Raw genomic sequence first — 14,653 nt, forward strand, 5'->3', positions numbered from 1 at the left:
GATTTTGGCCCGTGCGGGGCAGAAAGCGCCCGACAGCGCCTTCGAGAGCAAAATCTCCGTCGAGTTGGTGAGAGCAATGGGCGGCGCGGCGGCGCGGCGGCGGGCCGCGGGGCCGCGGGGCTGGCGGCGCGACAGCGGGCGGGAGGCACGCAAACTCGCTCCGGTAGACTGGGCTGACTGCCCACAAACCTCAGGAGTTGCACCATGGTTGACGTTCGGCGGGTCAAACTTCCCGGGGTGGGAGTGCTGCACACCTTCATCACGGATGACGGCGGCAAAGTGGGCGTCATCGCCCACCGCTCGGGGCACAGCGACCTCATCACCTTCGCGGACGACGAGGGCGGCCCCGACGCCGCCAAGGTGTCCCTGCGGCTGAACGAAGACGAAGCGCACACACTCGCCGAGCTCCTCGGCGGCACCCAGATCACCGAGTCGCTCACCGCGCTCGACCAGATCCCCGGCCTCAGCATCGACTGGTTCACCGTCGACTACGAAGACCACATCGCCGGCCAGGCGCTCGGCAACCCCGCCGACCGCGGCATAGCCGGTCTGACGGTCGTGGCCGTCGTCCGCGGGGAGTCCGCGAACCCGGCGCCCGCCCACGACTTCCGTGTCTTCCCCGGCGACACGCTCGTCGTCGCCGGCTCGCCCGAGAAGGTCGCGAAGGCCTTCGCCTTCTTCCGCACCGGCGAGGTTAAGGCCAAGTCCGTCGACGCGCCGCCCGGGGGCTAGTTCATGCAACTCGGCGAAGACCTCATCACTCTTGGCATCCTGCTCGTCGTTGCCTATCTCCTCGGTCGTGCCGGAAAGCTGATCGGGCTGCCGTCCATCCCCATCTACATGATTGTCGGGCTCCTGGCCAGCCCGAACACCGGCTGGTTCCCGCTGGACTTCCAGTCGGCGGACATCGAACTGATCGCCATTTTCGGGCTGATCCTGCTCCTGTTCAGCCTCGGCCTCGAATTCGACCAGGAGGCGTTCTTCGGCGACGCCGGAAAACTTCTGATTTCCGGCGGCTCTTACGTTCTGATCAACATGGGAGTCGGCTTCGCGTTCGGCCTGATGGTCGGCTGGGGCAGCCGGGAGGCCCTCGTGATCGCCGGAATGACCGGCACCTCCTCGAGCGCCATCATCACCAAGCTCCTGATCGAACTGCGCCGGCTTGCCAACAAGGAAACTCCGATGATCCTCGGCGTGACCGTCGTCGGCGACATCTTCATCGCGGTCTACCTGGCGATCGTCTCCGTCGTGCTCAGCGGCAAGACCGAGGCCTGGCCGATCGTGCTGCAACTGAGCATCGCCTTCCTCTTTCTCGTCGTGATGTTCTCGGTGGCCCGCTGGGGCGCCAAAGTCGTCTCCCGGCTGATGCGCACCAAGGACGACGAACTGTTCACCATCCTCTTCTTCGGACTCGCGGTGCTCTTCGCCGGGATCGGTGAGATCATCGGCGTGACGGATGCGATCGGGGCCTTCCTGATCGGGGTGGTGCTCGGCGCGAGCACGTACCGCGGCCGGATCGAGCGCGTCGCCGTGCCCCTGCGCGACGTGTTTGGGGCTTTCTTCTTCCTCAACTTCGGCCTCGCGCTGAACGTGGCCGAATTCGGGTCGGTGATCACCATCGTGTTTGCGGCCGTCGGCATGACCTTCGTGCTCAGCCTGATCTCGGGAATGCTGATGGCGAAACTGCACGGCATGGGCCCGCGGGAGGGACTCAACACCGCGGCCATCTTCGTCAACCGCGGCGAGTTCACGCTGATCCTGGCAACCCTGTCGGTGACCGCTGGTCTCGACCAGCGGCTGCAGCCCTTCGCCGGCCTCTACGTGCTCACGATGGCGATCCTGGGGCCGCTCTTCGCGGCGAACTCCGAGAAGATCGGCGCGGCCCTGCGGCGACGCCGGAACGCCGTCCCGGCCCGGAAACGCGCCCACGACGTGATGCTGGCGGAGGAAATCGCCCTGGTCGAGGCGGCCACCGCCGCCGACACCGGCACGGATGCCCAACGCGCCGCCGACCGTCTCCTCGCCGACCACCGCCAGCGCCCGGCCGCCGCGGCACCCGGCGCAGTGCCGGCCATGGCGCCTGCCGACGCGACCGCCGACTCGGAGGCAGACGCCGCCGCGGCCGACGGACCGGCGTCCGCGGCCCCGGACTCCATGCTCGACTTCATCTCCGGCCGGCGCCCGGCCGAAACCGGCCAGGTCGACAAGCCGGCGCGTGACACCGCTTCAGGGGACTACTCATGATCACAACCATGCTCCGGCCGCGCTGGCTGATCGCGCTGCTGCTGGCGCTCGCGATCGCCGCGGCCTTCGCCCTGCTCGGCCGGTGGCAGCTCGAACGCGCCATCGCGTCCGGCGAAGTCGTGGAGCGCAGCACCGAGACCGTGCAGCCGCTCCACGAGGCGGTGTCGCCGGACGGGCCGCCGCGCGAGTCAGCGACCGGCCAGCTGGTCACCGTGGACGGCTCCTTCGTGCCGGGGGACGACGTGCTGATCAGCGAACGCCTCAACGGGGGCGACAGCGGTTTCTGGGTGGTGAGCCGCTTGTCGACGGTGGAAACGGCATCCGTGCCCGTCTCCACCATCGCCGTGGCTCGCGGCTGGGCCGCCACCGAGGAGGAGGCCAGGTCGGCGATCGAGGCGCTCTCGGCGCAGGCCGCCGCGCAGCAGCAGACGGTGACCGGCCGCTTCGTTCCCTCCGAGGCTCCCGTCGTGCCGGACGAGGACAGCGACCCGCGCACCCAGACCACGGTCTCCACCGCCGCGCTGATCAACCGGTGGGCGGACTTCACCGACCAGTCCGTCTACGCCGGCTACATCGTCGACACGGATGCTGCCGCGAACCTCACCGTGATCGACTCGCCCGTGCCCGGCAACGACGCATCGGTCAACTGGCTGAACATCTTCTACGCCCTCGAGTGGGCAGTCTTCGCCGGGTTCGCGGTGTTCCTCTGGTACCGCCTGGTTCGGGACGACTGGGAGCGTCAGCAGGAGCAGGCCGCCATCGACGCGGCGGAGGCCGTCTAGAATTGGCTCATGCCACTTGACCCCAAGCCTGCCGACATCCCCAAAATCCCCGGTGCGCTCCGGCTCTACAAGGTTTCCTCGGTCATCACCGGTGTCTTCCTGCTGCTGCTCTGCGTCGAGGTCTTCCTGAAGTTCGTGCTGCAGCTCGAAATCGAAGTCGGCGGCCCGAACGGGATCATCGCCCTCGTCGCCCGGGACTCGGTGACCGCATTCAACCTGAGCACCGGCATCCTGATCGTGCACGGCTGGCTGTACGTGCTCTACCTGTTCAGTGACTTCCAGCTCTGGAGCCTGATGCGCTGGTCATTCCCCAAGTTTCTGCTGATCGCACTCGGAGGCATCATTCCTACCCTGTCCTTCTTCCTCGAGGTGCGCGTCGCGCGCGAGGTCAACGCCTTCCTGGCGACGCACGCCGACTCGTCTGCCGCTGCCGCTGCCGCTGGGGCCGAGGCCCGCTCGTGAGCACCGCTGTGAGCGCCTCGACCGGCGCCCGCCCAGTCTTGGTGGTCGACTTCGGTGCCCAGTACGCGCAGCTGATCGCGCGCCGGGTGCGCGAGGCATCCGTCTACTCCGAGATCGTGGCCCACTCGATCACCGCGGCCGAGGTCGCGGAGAAGAACCCGCTCGGCATCGTGCTCAGCGGCGGGCCGTCCAGCGTCTACTCCGAGGGTGCCCCCACCTTCGACCCGGACATCTTCGACCTGGGCATCCCGATCCTGGGCATCTGCTACGGCTTTCAGGTGATGGCCACGACCCTTGGCGGCGAGGTGGCCCGCACTGGCCGGAGCGAGTACGGCGCGACCCCGGTCAGAGTCACCGACAGCGGCAACGCGCTGCTGGCCGGGCAGCCGGCCGAGCAGACGGCGTGGATGAGCCACGGTGACTCCGTGTCGAAGGCCCCCGACGGCTTCTCGGTGCTCGCGTCCACGAGCTCCACCCCGGTCGCCGCCTTCGCGAACGATACGCGCCGGCTCTACGGCGTGCAGTGGCACCCCGAGGTCAAGCACTCCGAATTCGGCCAGAACGTGCTCGAGAACTTCCTGCACCGCGCCGCCGGCATCCCCGCCGACTGGAACAGCGGCAACGTCATCGCCGAACAGGTGGCCCGCATCCAGGCCCAGGTCGGGACCGGCAAGGTCATCTGCGGGCTTTCCGGCGGAGTCGATTCCGCTGTGGCCGCTGCCCTCGTGCACAAGGCCATCGGCGACCAGCTCGTCTGCGTGTTCGTCGACCACGGCCTGCTCCGCCAGGACGAGCGCCGTCAGGTCGAGGAAGACTTCGTCAAGGCCACCGGCGTGCGTCTGGTCACCGTCGATGTGCGTGAGCGGTTCCTGACCGCGCTGGAGGGCGTCAGCGACCCGGAGACCAAGCGCAAGATCATCGGTCGTGAGTTCATCCGCACCTTCGAGCAGGCTCAGGCCGAATTGATCAAGGAAGCGGCGGCAACGAATGAAGACCCGATCCGCTTCCTCGTGCAGGGCACCCTGTACCCGGACGTCGTCGAGTCCGGCGGCGGCAGCGGCACCGCCAACATCAAGAGCCACCACAACGTCGGGGGGCTGCCGGAAGACCTGCAGTTCGAATTGATCGAACCGCTGCGCACCCTGTTCAAAGACGAAGTGCGCGCGATCGGCGCCGAGCTGGGACTGCCGGCCGAGATCGTGCAGCGCCAGCCGTTCCCCGGACCCGGCCTCGGCATCCGCATCGTGGGCTCGATCACCCAGGACCGGCTCGACCTGCTTCGCCACGCGGATGCGATCGTGCGCGCCGAGCTGAGCGCCGCGGGCCTCGACCGTGAGATCTGGCAGTGCCCGGTGGTGCTGCTCGCCGACGTGCGGTCCGTGGGCGTGCAGGGTGACGGCCGCACCTACGGGCACCCGATCGTGTTGCGCCCGGTGTCGTCGGAAGACGCCATGACGGCCGACTGGACCCGCCTGCCGTACGACCTGCTGGCGCGGATCTCGAACCGGATCACGAACGAGGTGGACGGGGTGAACCGCGTCGTGCTCGACGTCACGTCCAAGCCGCCGGGGACCATCGAATGGGAGTAGGGGAATGCTCCCGGTTGTGACGCGGGGAGTGGGCGTGTCGCTCCTCAGCTCAAACAATGGGCGGCGGATGCCGGACCCTCCGCTTCGCTCCGGGGCCGGCATCCGCCGCCCCTAACTCGACACCCCGCGACACGCCCTCGCCCCGCCTCGCGATCGCTGAGGGACAAGCAACTTTGGGGGTGAGGACGACGAAAGGGCCGCCCCGATGGGGCGGCCCTTTCTACGTGCGGTCGTGCGGCGGGGTGGGTGCTACTCGCGGGCGATGGCGAAGATGCGGAGCATCTCGACGTAAAGCCAGACCACGGTCAGCATGATGCCGAAGGCGCCGGTCCAGCCGTACTTGCGGGGGATGCGGTTGTTGACGCCGCGCTGGATGAAGTCGAAGTCGAGCACCAGCGAGTACGCGGCCATGATCACGGCGAGGACGCCGATCAGGAGGCCGATCGGGATGCCGAAGATCTCGGCGCTGCGGAGACCGAACGCGTTGTCGGTCGCGCCGAAGACCATCATGCCGAAGTTGATCAGCGAGAACACGCCGTAGCCGATCATGGCGATCATGAAGACCTTGGTGGCCTTCTTGGAGGCGCGGATCTTGCCGCTGGCGAAGAGGGCCAGCGTGACGCCGACGACGACGAGCGTGGCGAGCACGGCCTGGGTGACGACACCCGGGTAGATCTGCTCGAAGACGATCGAGATGCCACCGACGAAGAGGCCCTGGGCCGCGGCGTACGCGAGGATCAGGGGCGGCGACGGCTCTTTTTTGAACGCGTTGACCAGTCCGAGGACCAGACCCGCGATCGCACCGACGATGAGCGGCAGCATCGTCACCGGGGTGACGAGCCAGCCGATTGCTGCGGTCACCAGCAGCAAGGCGAAGCTGAGCACCGTCTTGCGGATGGTGTCGTCGTAGCTCATCCGGTCGGTGTCCTGTGAACCGGCGGAGGGAGCGTTGAACATGCCCTGCAGGTCGCTGTCGGAGAGCACCTTGCCACCTGCAGTGGCGCCAGGAGCGCCGAACGCGGCGTTTCGGGAGAATGCGGGGTTGGAGGATGCCATGGTTGCCGTAGCTCACAATCAAGTGCGTAGAGAGCGGAGCCAACACCGGTAAGTGCTGGACAGTTCCTAGATTCTATTCAGATCTGCTGGGGATCCGCCGTATTCAGGTTTGCGACTCGCGGTGACCGGGGGCGGCGCCCCTCCGACCAGCCGGCCAGCCACCAGGCGAGCCAGGAGGCGGCCGCCGTGGTGATGAAACCGACCAGATAGCCGACCCAGTTCTGGTCGTAATTGTTCAGCGCGTCCTTGAGCAGGAAACTCATCGTGATCGACGGGATCAGGGCCAGGTAGCTCAACCACGGGCGGTGCCGCACGAGCAGCCAGCAGGCCAGCAGCACGGCGAAGACACCGTTGAAATCGGCTCCGCCCAGCAGCAGGATGCTGCAGAGCAGGGCCGGAACCAGAACCGTCAGCCGCCGCCACAGCGCCCCCGGCAGAATCAGCCAACCCAGCACGTGGAGCGGCGGGCCGATGGCCAGGAAGAACAGGCTGTAGGTACTGGTGAAGTTCGTGGCAAGCACCCCGAGCACGACCAGCGTCAGTCCGGTCACGTAGCGGGCGCGGTAGCTGCCCCACCGGTGCAGGCGGGTCGGTGGAACGGTCCAGGGTGTCATCGCCTCGATTCTGGCAGGTGCACGCGTAGGGTTGGCAAATGCAGCCGATTGTGATCGGTCACCGCGGGGCGAGCGGTTACCGGCCAGAGCACACCCGTTCCGCCTACGAACTGGCCGTCGCTCTCGGCGCGGACGCGGTCGAGCCTGACATCGTCGCCACCCGCGACGGTGTACTGGTGGTGCGCCACGAGAACGAGATCGGGGCGACGACGAATGTCGCAGCGCACCCCGAGTTCGCCGGCCGCCGGGCGACCAAGGTGATCGACGGCATCCGGCTCACCGGCTGGTTCACCGAGGACTTCACCTGGGCCGAGCTGCGAACCCTGCGCGCCCGGGAGCGCCTGCCCGAGGTGCGGAAGGCAAGCGCCACCTTCGACGACCGGTTCCCCCTGCTGCGCCTGCGGGACGTGTTCAAGCTGATGGACCGGCTCTCCGGACGGGTGCGCCGGCCCATCGGCGTCGTCGCCGAGCTCAAGCACGCCACCTACTTCGAGTCGATCGGGCTTCCGCTCGACGAGCTGTTCGCCGCTGAGGTCAACGACGCCGGTTGGAACGCCGGCGACGGCCGCCTCACCATCGAGAGCTTCGAGCGCAGCCTCCTCGACAAGGTCTACGCGCGCGGCATCTACGGCAAGCGTGTCTTCCTGCTCGAGGCGCGCGGCAAACCCGTCGACGAGGTCGCGCTGCTCGGGCCGAAAGCGCCCCACTACGCCGACTACCTCTCCGACACCGGGCTTTACGGGCTGAGCGGCACGGTCGACGGGATCAGCGTGCCCAAATCGCTCATCCTGGCCACGGATGCCGACGGTCACGTCTCCGGCGCCTCCGACCTGGTCGACGCCGCGCACGCCGCGGACCTGGAGATTTACTGCTGGACGCTGCGCCCGGAGAACCGGTACCTTGCGAAGACGTTCCGCCGTGGGCGGCTGCGGGCCGACTTCGGAAACTGGCAGGCCGAGTTCCGCACCATCCTCGGCACCGGGATCGACGGGGTCTTCGCCGACCACCCCGACCTGGCGGTGCTCGTGCGGGACGAGCTGGCCGCGGAGGACTGACCGGGGCGCTGCGCCGCACCGGGGCGGTGTCAGACGCAACACCTAGAATTGGGAGCGATATGACGACCCTCTCCGACCCGGACCACACGCCCGCCCGCCAGGTTCCCTCCGCAATGCCCATCATCCTGGACGGAGCGGCTCCGCGCGACCGGGAGAGTCCACTGCTCGAAGGGCTCAACCCCCAGCAACGCGAGGCCGTGCTGTACCGCGGACCGGCGCTGCTGATCATCGCGGGCGCCGGCTCCGGGAAGACCAGCGTGCTCACCCGCCGCATCGCCAGCCTGCTGGAGAGCCGCGAGGCCTGGCCGAGCCAGATCCTCGCCATCACCTTCACCAACAAGGCCGCGGCGGAGATGCGCGAGCGGGTGCGGGCGATCCTCGGCCAGGGGGCCGACGGCATGTGGATCAGCACCTTCCATTCCTCCTGCGTGCGCATCCTGCGCCGCGAAGCGGAAAGCGCGGGCCTCTCCGCCACGTTCAGCATCTACGACTCGGCCGACACCAAGGTCACGCTCAAGCGCATCATCAAGGCCCTCGACGCCGACACGCTCGGCTTCACGCCCGGCAATGCGTCAGCGAAGATCTCCAAGCTCAAGAACGAGCTCGCGGACGCCGACTCCTACGCCCGCAACGCGAACATGAGCGACCCGCAGGAGGTCATGTTCGTCGAGATCTTCCGGCAGTACACCCACCGGCTGCGCGCGGCCAACGCCCTCGACTTCGACGACCTGATCGGCGAGACGGTCTACCTGTTCCGCGCGTTCCCGAAGGTCGCGGCCCTCTATCGGCGCCGGTTCCGCCACATCCTGGTCGACGAATACCAGGACACCAACCACGCGCAGTACTCGCTCGTGCGCGAGCTGACCCGTCCCGTCGAGCCCGACCTGGCCGAGGAGATGGAGGCGACCGGTGTGCACGTGCGCAACCTGCGCGACGCCTCCGGCGGCATCCCGGGAGCCTCGCTCACCGTGGTCGGCGACTCCGACCAGTCGATCTACGCCTTCCGCGGCGCGGACACCCGCAACATCAGCGAGTTCGAGCGCGACTTCCCGGGCACCAGGGTGATCCTGCTCGAGCAGAACTACCGCTCGACCCAGAACATCCTCTCGGCCGCCAACGCGGTGATCGGCCACAACTTCGACCGCACAGACAAGAAACTGTGGAGCGCGGGCGGCGACGGCGAGAAGATCGTGGGCTACACGGCCTATTCCGGCCACGACGAGGCCCAGTTCGTCTCCGACGAGATCGAGGTGCTGCACCGAGCCGGCATGGCCTACCGCGACATGGCCGTGTTCTACCGCACCAACGCGCAGACCCGTGCGCTTGAAGAAATCCTGGTGCGCTCCGCGGTGCCCTACCGGGTCGTCGGCGGCACCAAGTTCTACGAGCGGGCTGAGATCAAGGATGCGCTGGCGTACCTGATCGCCGTCGCTAACCCGAACGACGAACTGGCGCTGCGTCGCATCCTGAACACCCCCAAGCGCGGGATCGGCCCGGCCACCGAGACGGCGCTGGCGAGCTTCGCGGAGGCGAACCAGATCAGCTTCCGGCAGTCGATGCGCGACTGCGCGTCGCTGGGCCTCGGCCCCAAGGTGACCAGGGCCATCCTGAAGCTGGCAACCCTGCTCGACGAGGCGGCGCTGAAGCTCGACCCGGAGAACCCGGCCGGCACGGCGAACGTGTCCGAGCTGCTCACCTTCCTGCTCGACGGCAGCGGACTGCTCAGCCTGCTGCGAGGCAGCCGCGACCCGCAAGACGAGGCGCGCGCCGAGAACATCGAGGAACTCGTCGCCCAGACCAAGGACTTCAACAAGGAGAACCCCGACTCGGGGCTGGTCGACTTCCTCACCCAGGTGTCCCTGGTCGCCGCCGCCGACGACCTCGACGACGCCTCCGGAACGGTGTCCCTGATGACCCTGCACACGGCGAAGGGACTCGAATACGAGGCCGTGTTCCTGACCGGCGTGGAGGAGGGCCTGCTGCCGCACCAGATGTCGGCCAACGAGCCCGGCGGGCCCGCCGAGGAGCGGCGCCTGTTCTACGTGGGCATCACCCGCGCCCGCCAGAGGCTCTACCTCTCCCTGGCGATGACCCGGGCCCAGTTCGGCGACATCAACGTGGCCATGCCCAGCCGCTACCTGCAGGAGATCCCCGTCGACCTGATCGACTGGAAGCAGTCCCCGGGCATGGCGAACTCCCGCGGCGGCACCCAGCCCCGGGCGCTGAACGCGAGACGCGACGGTTTCGGCGGCGGGTTCGCGGGGCGCGGTGACCCGCAGGCGCTGCCGCCCGCGCCGAAGAAGAAGACCGAATGGGCCAGCCGGGTGCCGAGCCAGGTGCGCGACAACGGTGACCTCACCCTGATGCAGGGCGACCGCATCCGTCACGTCGATTTCGGCGACGGCCGCGTCAACCAGGTCACCGGTGACGGCACCAAGCGCATCGCGCACGTCCAGTTCGACACGGTGGGCGCAAAGAAGCTTCTGATCAAGATCGCGCCGATCGAGAAGCTCTAGTGGCGGAGCCGCGGGCCCCGGCGCGCCGGAACCGGGCAGACCGGAAACCCTGCTCGAACGCGTGAAATCGGTGCGCGCCCTCGACCTCGAGGTGGCGTCCCGGGCCAGCATCGCCGTGGTCGTGCCACTCGTCGTGCTCGTTCTGCTGGGCCGGATCGACTGGGCCGCCTACGCGTCGTTCGGGGCGATGACGTCGCTGTACGGCCGGAGCGAGCCGTACCGGATTCGCGCGCGCACGGTCAGCGTCGCCGCGGCCTTCCTGCTGGTCAGCGTCGCCGCCGGGCTCGTGATGAGCGTGGCCGAGGCAACCCTGTCGGCCCTGGTGCTCGGGCTCCTGCTCGTGATCACGGCGGGGATCCTGCTGGCATCGACGTATGGCTTGTTCCCCGGCACGCCGATCTTCTTCGTCTTCGCCTACCTGGTCTGCGCGCAGGTGCCCGCGCCGGTCGACGAGATGCTGCCGCGCCTGCTGGTGGCAGTGGCGAGCGCCGCGCTGGCCTGGCTGCTCACCATGTCCGGCTGGGCGTTTCGGTGCCTGGCCGGCGACCGCTCCGGCGACCTGTTCAAGGAACTGCCGCGCACGCCGCTGCTGCGACCGGCCGCGTTCCGCGACGTCCAGGTGTGGCTCACCATCCTGCAGCACCTGGTCGGCGTGCTGCTGGCCGGCGGGCTCGCCCTCTTCGTGGGCATCGGGCACCCCTACTGGGCAGTGGTGAGCGTGGTCGCCGTGCTCCCGCCGCCCCGTGCCGCGCACTCCATCTCCCGGGCGGTGCACCGCATCATCGGTACCGCGCTCGGAGTGGCGGTGACCGCCCTCGTGCTGCTGCCCGGGCCATCCGTCTGGGTGCTGGTCGCGGTGATCGCGATCGGCCAGTTCGGCGCGGAAATCCTGATCGGCAGGCACTACGGCGCCGCCCTGCTGTTCGTCACGCCATTGGCGCTGACCGTGGCTCACCTGGCCGACCCGGTCGCCGTGCCGACGCTGCTGGTCGACCGGGTGGTGGAAACCGCGCTCGGCGGAGTGGTCGCGGTGCTGATCGTGCTCGTGGCGCGCGGCCTCGCCCGGCAGCGTTCGCGTCGGCTCGGTGGACAGCGTCAGCCCCTGAACGCATAGGAATTGCACAGGTTGCTCCCAGCTTTTCGATAGCCCGTCGATTGGTACGCTCGCGAGGCTCTTCGCATGAGCATCGACACCCGCACCACCCCGCCGCGGCGGCGCACTGCTCCCGCGCCGCGCGTGCGCCCCGAATACCGGCAACGGATGCGGCTGGCTGACACCCTGCAGGTTCTCTGTACCGTCTCCGTCGCCCTCGTCATCGCCCTGTTCCTGGCCGATGGCGGCGCTGCCCGCTTCGCCACCCCCGCAGACTTGCTCACCTCTCTCGGAGTGCTGGCCGGACTGGTCGGCACAGATCTGCTCCTGATCATGATGCTGCTGGCCGCACGGTTGCCCGCCATCGACCGGGCCTTCGGCCACGACAGCGCCATGGCCCTGCACCAGTCGCTCGGCAAGCCGGCGCTCTCCCTGATCCTCGCGCACGCCGGGCTCCTGATCGTGGGCTACGCGCTGGCCGGCGAGATCAGCGTCGTCGCCGAGGTCTGGCGCATGCTGACCGTGCTGCCGGACATGCTGCTGGCCGTCATCGGCCTCGGACTCCTGGTGCTGGTGGTCGTCAGCTCGATCGTAATCGTTCGGCACCGCCTGCCGTACGAGGTGTGGCACATCGTGCACCTGCTCTCCTACGTGGCCGTGCTGGCGTCGCTGCCGCACCAGCTCACCGTCGGGGCCCTTCTGGTCGCCGGCTCGCCGCAGTGGTTTTACTGGCTGGTCCTGTACGTGGGGGTGGCCGGCTCGATCCTCGTCTTCCGGGTCATCCTGCCGGTCGTCCGCTCGCTGCGGGCCCGGCTGCGGGTGGAGGGCGTCGACCGGGTCGCCGACGGCGTCGTCTCGATCCGTGTGTCCGGCCACCGCCTGGCCCGGCTTCAGGCCGACGCCGGGCAGTTCTTCATCTGGCGGTTCTGGACTCCCGGGCTCTGGTGGCAGGCGCATCCGTTCTCCCTTTCGGCCGCGCCCACCGGCAACTCCCTGCGCATCACGGTGCGCTCCCTTGGCGACGCCTCTGCCGCGCTCGGCGGCCTGCGCCGGGGCACCCGGGTGAGCGTCGAGGGCCCATACGGACTGTTCACCCACCGGGCCAGGACGTCACCGCGGATCGTGCTCGTGGCCGCCGGTATCGGCGTCGCCCCGATCCGCTCCCTGCTGGAGACGGCGAGCTTCCTGCCCGGGCAGGCCACGGTCATCCTGCGCTCCCACACGCTCGCAGACAGCTACCTGGCCGACGAACTCGCCGAGCTGTGCCGGGCGCGGGGCGCGGAGTTCCGCGTCATCGTGGGGAAGAGGCCGCCGGGTGTGGCCAGTTGGCTGCCCGCCGACGCGGTGGCGGGCCCGGTGAACCTGCTGACCCTGGTGCCGCGGCTGCGTGACGCGGACGTGTATGTCTGTGGTCCACGGCGGTGGACCGACGAGGTCGTGCGGGATGCCCGCTCGGCCGGCCTTCCCCCGCGACAGATTCATTTCGAAAGGTTTGACTGGTGAGAATTCGAGCAGCGGCTGCGGCCGCCGTGGCTTCCGTTTCCGTTCTGTCGGTGGGTTGGCTCGTCGGAGCCCCCGCCGTGCAATCCCTGCAGGCCACACTGACGACGACCCTGACGACGCCGCCGTCCAACGAAACGACGGGCGGTGCGACGGGCGGTGCGACGGGCGGTGGCACGGGCGGTGCGACGACCACGACCGACGCGTCGGCACCTGTCGACGAGGCGCTCGCGCCCACCGGCGTCACCGGCACGTTCGAGGGCTCAGCCGTGCAGACCCGGTTCGGCCCGATGCAGGTGTCGGTGACCATCGACAACGGCACGATCACCATGGTCACCCCGCTGCAGCTGACCAATGACGACCGGAAGTCGGTCCAGATCAGCAACCGGGCGGCCCCGATCCTGCGGGACGAGGTGCTCGCCGCGCAGTCCGCCAACGTGGCGAACGTCAGCGGCGCGACGTACACGACCCAGGGGTACCTCCGTTCGCTCCAGGCAGCCCTCGATGCCGCACAGTTCTAGCGCGGTGGCCGGTCACACGGCGATCACGGCCCTGAGCATGGGGACCGTCATCAGCATCCGTCTCGGTGACGGCGCCGCCCCGCACGACGACGCCCGCCTGGCTGCTGCCCGGAACGCGGTCGTGGAGGTGTTCCGAGGCTGGAACGAACGCTTCAGCCTCCACCGGGAGGGGTCAGAGCTCAGCCGCGTCAACCGCGGCGAGCTGCGGCTCACCCAGGCCGGGCCCGAACTCCGCAACTGCTACGCGCTCGCCCTGGCGTGGCGGGGCCGCACCGACGGGGTCTTCACCCCGCACCGCGCCGACGGCGCCATCGACCTGTCCGGCATCGTCAAGAGCCTCGCGATCGCGGAGGCCGGGGACCTGCTGAACCGGCTCGGAGCCCGGGACTGGTCGCTCAACGCAGGCGGGGACATCCTCGTCGGCGGTGACCGGGCTTCCGGCCTCGGCTGGTCGGCCGGGATCGTCGACCCTCTGGACCGAGGAACCCTGCTCGCCACGATGCCGCTGACCCTGCCGGTGCGGGCCGTGGCCACCTCGGGCAGCGCGGAGCGCGGCGACCACATCTGGACCACCGTCGACGGCGGGGTGTCGCCCTACCGCCAGGTCACCGTCTTCGCCCGGGACATCGTGACCGCGGATGTGCTGGCCACGGCCATCGTCGCCGGTGGGCAGGCGGCACTGGACCGCAGCACGGAGGCTTTCCCGATCGATGTGCTGGCGGTACTGCGCGACGGTTCGCTGCTGGCCACGCCGGGCCTGCGGGCAGCGTCGGCCTGACCGGGCTCGCGGGCAGCGTCGACGGACTCGACGAAGACCGCGAGATCGATGACATCGAACTGACCCTCGACAAGGATGTGCCGCTCGCCGAGGACGGAGATGCGGTGTGGAAGATCGACGCCGACCAGCGCCCGGTTGAGCTTGACGACGAGCACGACGACCGGGAAACCGAGGAGCCCGGCGAGCCCGGACCCCGGGAGTAGCCGGCCTCGTCAAACCGATTAGTTCTGTCGCTCTCGGAAGATCAGAGCCGACCGCACCGCGCGGACGCCGTTCACCCCCAGAGGAGCGCCGTGCTCGCGGCGAACCAATTCGACGGAGATTCTCCTGAAAAACGGCTTTTCGAGGGTAATCAGGGCCGTTTCGGCCAAAATCTCCGTCGAATTCGTTCAGTCCGGAGTCGCTGAAGCGCCGCGTACTCGAGAGACTCGGCGAGCCGTGAA

Annotated in this window: 13 protein-coding genes; 11 read left to right on the forward strand and 2 right to left on the reverse strand. The window is 68.7% G+C overall.

Annotated features, from left to right (window positions below):
- The first annotated feature begins 204 nt into the window (after positions 1-204).
- The 5 genes from CXY82_RS16085 to guaA are packed head-to-tail and all read left to right on the forward strand — an operon-like array spanning position 205 to position 5,077.
- Complete coding sequence (locus CXY82_RS16085; RefSeq protein WP_104100916.1) at positions 205-732, forward strand: cation:proton antiporter regulatory subunit; 528 nt, start codon at positions 205-207, stop codon at positions 730-732.
- A 3-nt stretch (positions 733-735) separates the two neighbouring features.
- Positions 736-2,244, forward strand: coding sequence for a cation:proton antiporter (locus CXY82_RS16090; protein ID WP_104171794.1), 1,509 nt, complete (start codon positions 736-738; stop codon positions 2,242-2,244).
- A complete protein-coding gene (locus CXY82_RS16095; protein ID WP_104171795.1) occupies positions 2,241-3,026 on the forward strand; it encodes an SURF1 family protein in 786 nt (261 codons plus the stop codon). The genes CXY82_RS16090 and CXY82_RS16095 overlap by 4 nt, the downstream gene beginning before the upstream one ends.
- A gap of 9 nt (positions 3,027-3,035) precedes the next feature.
- On the forward strand, positions 3,036-3,488 hold the full coding sequence (locus tag CXY82_RS16100) for a DUF3817 domain-containing protein (RefSeq protein ID WP_104171796.1): 453 nt from the start codon (positions 3,036-3,038) through the stop codon (positions 3,486-3,488).
- Positions 3,485-5,077, forward strand: coding sequence for a glutamine-hydrolyzing GMP synthase (guaA, locus tag CXY82_RS16105; protein ID WP_233199381.1), 1,593 nt, complete (start codon positions 3,485-3,487; stop codon positions 5,075-5,077). The genes CXY82_RS16100 and guaA overlap by 4 nt, the downstream gene beginning before the upstream one ends.
- 249 nt (positions 5,078-5,326) lie before the next feature.
- Here guaA and CXY82_RS16110 read toward each other — a convergent pair whose 3' ends face one another.
- Positions 5,327-6,133, reverse strand: coding sequence for a Bax inhibitor-1/YccA family protein (locus tag CXY82_RS16110; RefSeq protein ID WP_104100912.1), 807 nt, complete (start codon positions 6,131-6,133; stop codon positions 5,327-5,329).
- A 77-nt stretch (positions 6,134-6,210) separates the two neighbouring features.
- Positions 6,211-6,747, reverse strand: a complete 537-nt coding sequence (locus tag CXY82_RS16115) for a hypothetical protein (protein ID WP_104171797.1) — start codon at positions 6,745-6,747, stop codon at positions 6,211-6,213.
- Between the two features lie 38 nt (positions 6,748-6,785).
- Here CXY82_RS16115 and CXY82_RS16120 point away from each other — a divergent pair, with 38 nt between their 5' ends.
- From CXY82_RS16120 to CXY82_RS16145, 6 genes are all read left to right on the forward strand, one after another.
- The gene (locus CXY82_RS16120; protein ID WP_104171798.1) at positions 6,786-7,802 is read left to right on the forward strand and encodes a glycerophosphodiester phosphodiesterase family protein; all 1,017 of its coding nucleotides are present in this window, start codon (positions 6,786-6,788) and stop codon (positions 7,800-7,802) included.
- A 59-nt stretch (positions 7,803-7,861) separates the two neighbouring features.
- A complete protein-coding gene (locus CXY82_RS16125) occupies positions 7,862-10,318 on the forward strand; it encodes a UvrD-helicase domain-containing protein (protein WP_104171799.1) in 2,457 nt (818 codons plus the stop codon).
- 61 nt (positions 10,319-10,379) lie between these two features.
- The gene (locus CXY82_RS16130; RefSeq protein ID WP_233199382.1) at positions 10,380-11,432 is read left to right on the forward strand and encodes an FUSC family protein; all 1,053 of its coding nucleotides are present in this window, start codon (positions 10,380-10,382) and stop codon (positions 11,430-11,432) included.
- Positions 11,433-11,498: 66 nt separating this feature from the next.
- Positions 11,499-12,914 (forward strand): ferric reductase-like transmembrane domain-containing protein, encoded by a 1,416-nt coding sequence (locus CXY82_RS16135; RefSeq protein WP_233199383.1) that lies wholly within the window; start codon positions 11,499-11,501, stop codon positions 12,912-12,914.
- Positions 12,911-13,432, forward strand: a complete 522-nt coding sequence (locus tag CXY82_RS17670) for an FMN-binding protein (RefSeq protein WP_199180990.1) — start codon at positions 12,911-12,913, stop codon at positions 13,430-13,432. The genes CXY82_RS16135 and CXY82_RS17670 overlap by 4 nt, the downstream gene beginning before the upstream one ends.
- Positions 13,416-14,210 carry an FAD:protein FMN transferase gene (locus CXY82_RS16145; RefSeq protein ID WP_233199384.1) on the forward strand — a complete coding sequence of 265 codons (795 nt, stop codon included), beginning with the start codon at positions 13,416-13,418 and terminating at the stop codon, positions 14,208-14,210. Before CXY82_RS17670 ends, CXY82_RS16145 begins: the two co-directional genes overlap by 17 nt.
- Positions 14,211-14,653 lie beyond the last annotated feature (443 nt).

The sequence above is a fragment of the Cryobacterium sp. M23 genome (genome assembly GCF_002929655.1).
GTDB lineage: Bacteria > Actinomycetota > Actinomycetes > Actinomycetales > Microbacteriaceae > Cryobacterium > Cryobacterium sandaracinum.

Excerpts from the sequence above, each read along its gene's own strand:
- CXY82_RS16085 (WP_104100916.1), top strand. The coding sequence starts at position 205 with ATGGTTGACGTTCGGCGGGTCAAACTTCCCGGGGTGGGAGTGCTGCAC.
- CXY82_RS16090 (WP_104171794.1), top strand. The coding sequence starts at position 736 with ATGCAACTCGGCGAAGACCTCATCACTCTTGGCATCCTGCTCGTCGTT.
- CXY82_RS16095 (WP_104171795.1), top strand. The coding sequence starts at position 2,241 with ATGATCACAACCATGCTCCGGCCGCGCTGGCTGATCGCGCTGCTGCTG.
- CXY82_RS16100 (WP_104171796.1), top strand. The coding sequence starts at position 3,036 with ATGCCACTTGACCCCAAGCCTGCCGACATCCCCAAAATCCCCGGTGCG.
- CXY82_RS16110 (WP_104100912.1), bottom strand. The coding sequence starts at position 6,133 with ATGGCATCCTCCAACCCCGCATTCTCCCGAAACGCCGCGTTCGGCGCT.
- CXY82_RS16115 (WP_104171797.1), bottom strand. The coding sequence starts at position 6,747 with ATGACACCCTGGACCGTTCCACCGACCCGCCTGCACCGGTGGGGCAGC.
- CXY82_RS16120 (WP_104171798.1), top strand. The coding sequence starts at position 6,786 with ATGCAGCCGATTGTGATCGGTCACCGCGGGGCGAGCGGTTACCGGCCA.
- CXY82_RS16125 (WP_104171799.1), top strand. The coding sequence starts at position 7,862 with ATGACGACCCTCTCCGACCCGGACCACACGCCCGCCCGCCAGGTTCCC.
- CXY82_RS16135 (WP_233199383.1), top strand. The coding sequence starts at position 11,499 with ATGAGCATCGACACCCGCACCACCCCGCCGCGGCGGCGCACTGCTCCC.
- CXY82_RS16145 (WP_233199384.1), top strand. The coding sequence starts at position 13,416 with ATGCCGCACAGTTCTAGCGCGGTGGCCGGTCACACGGCGATCACGGCC.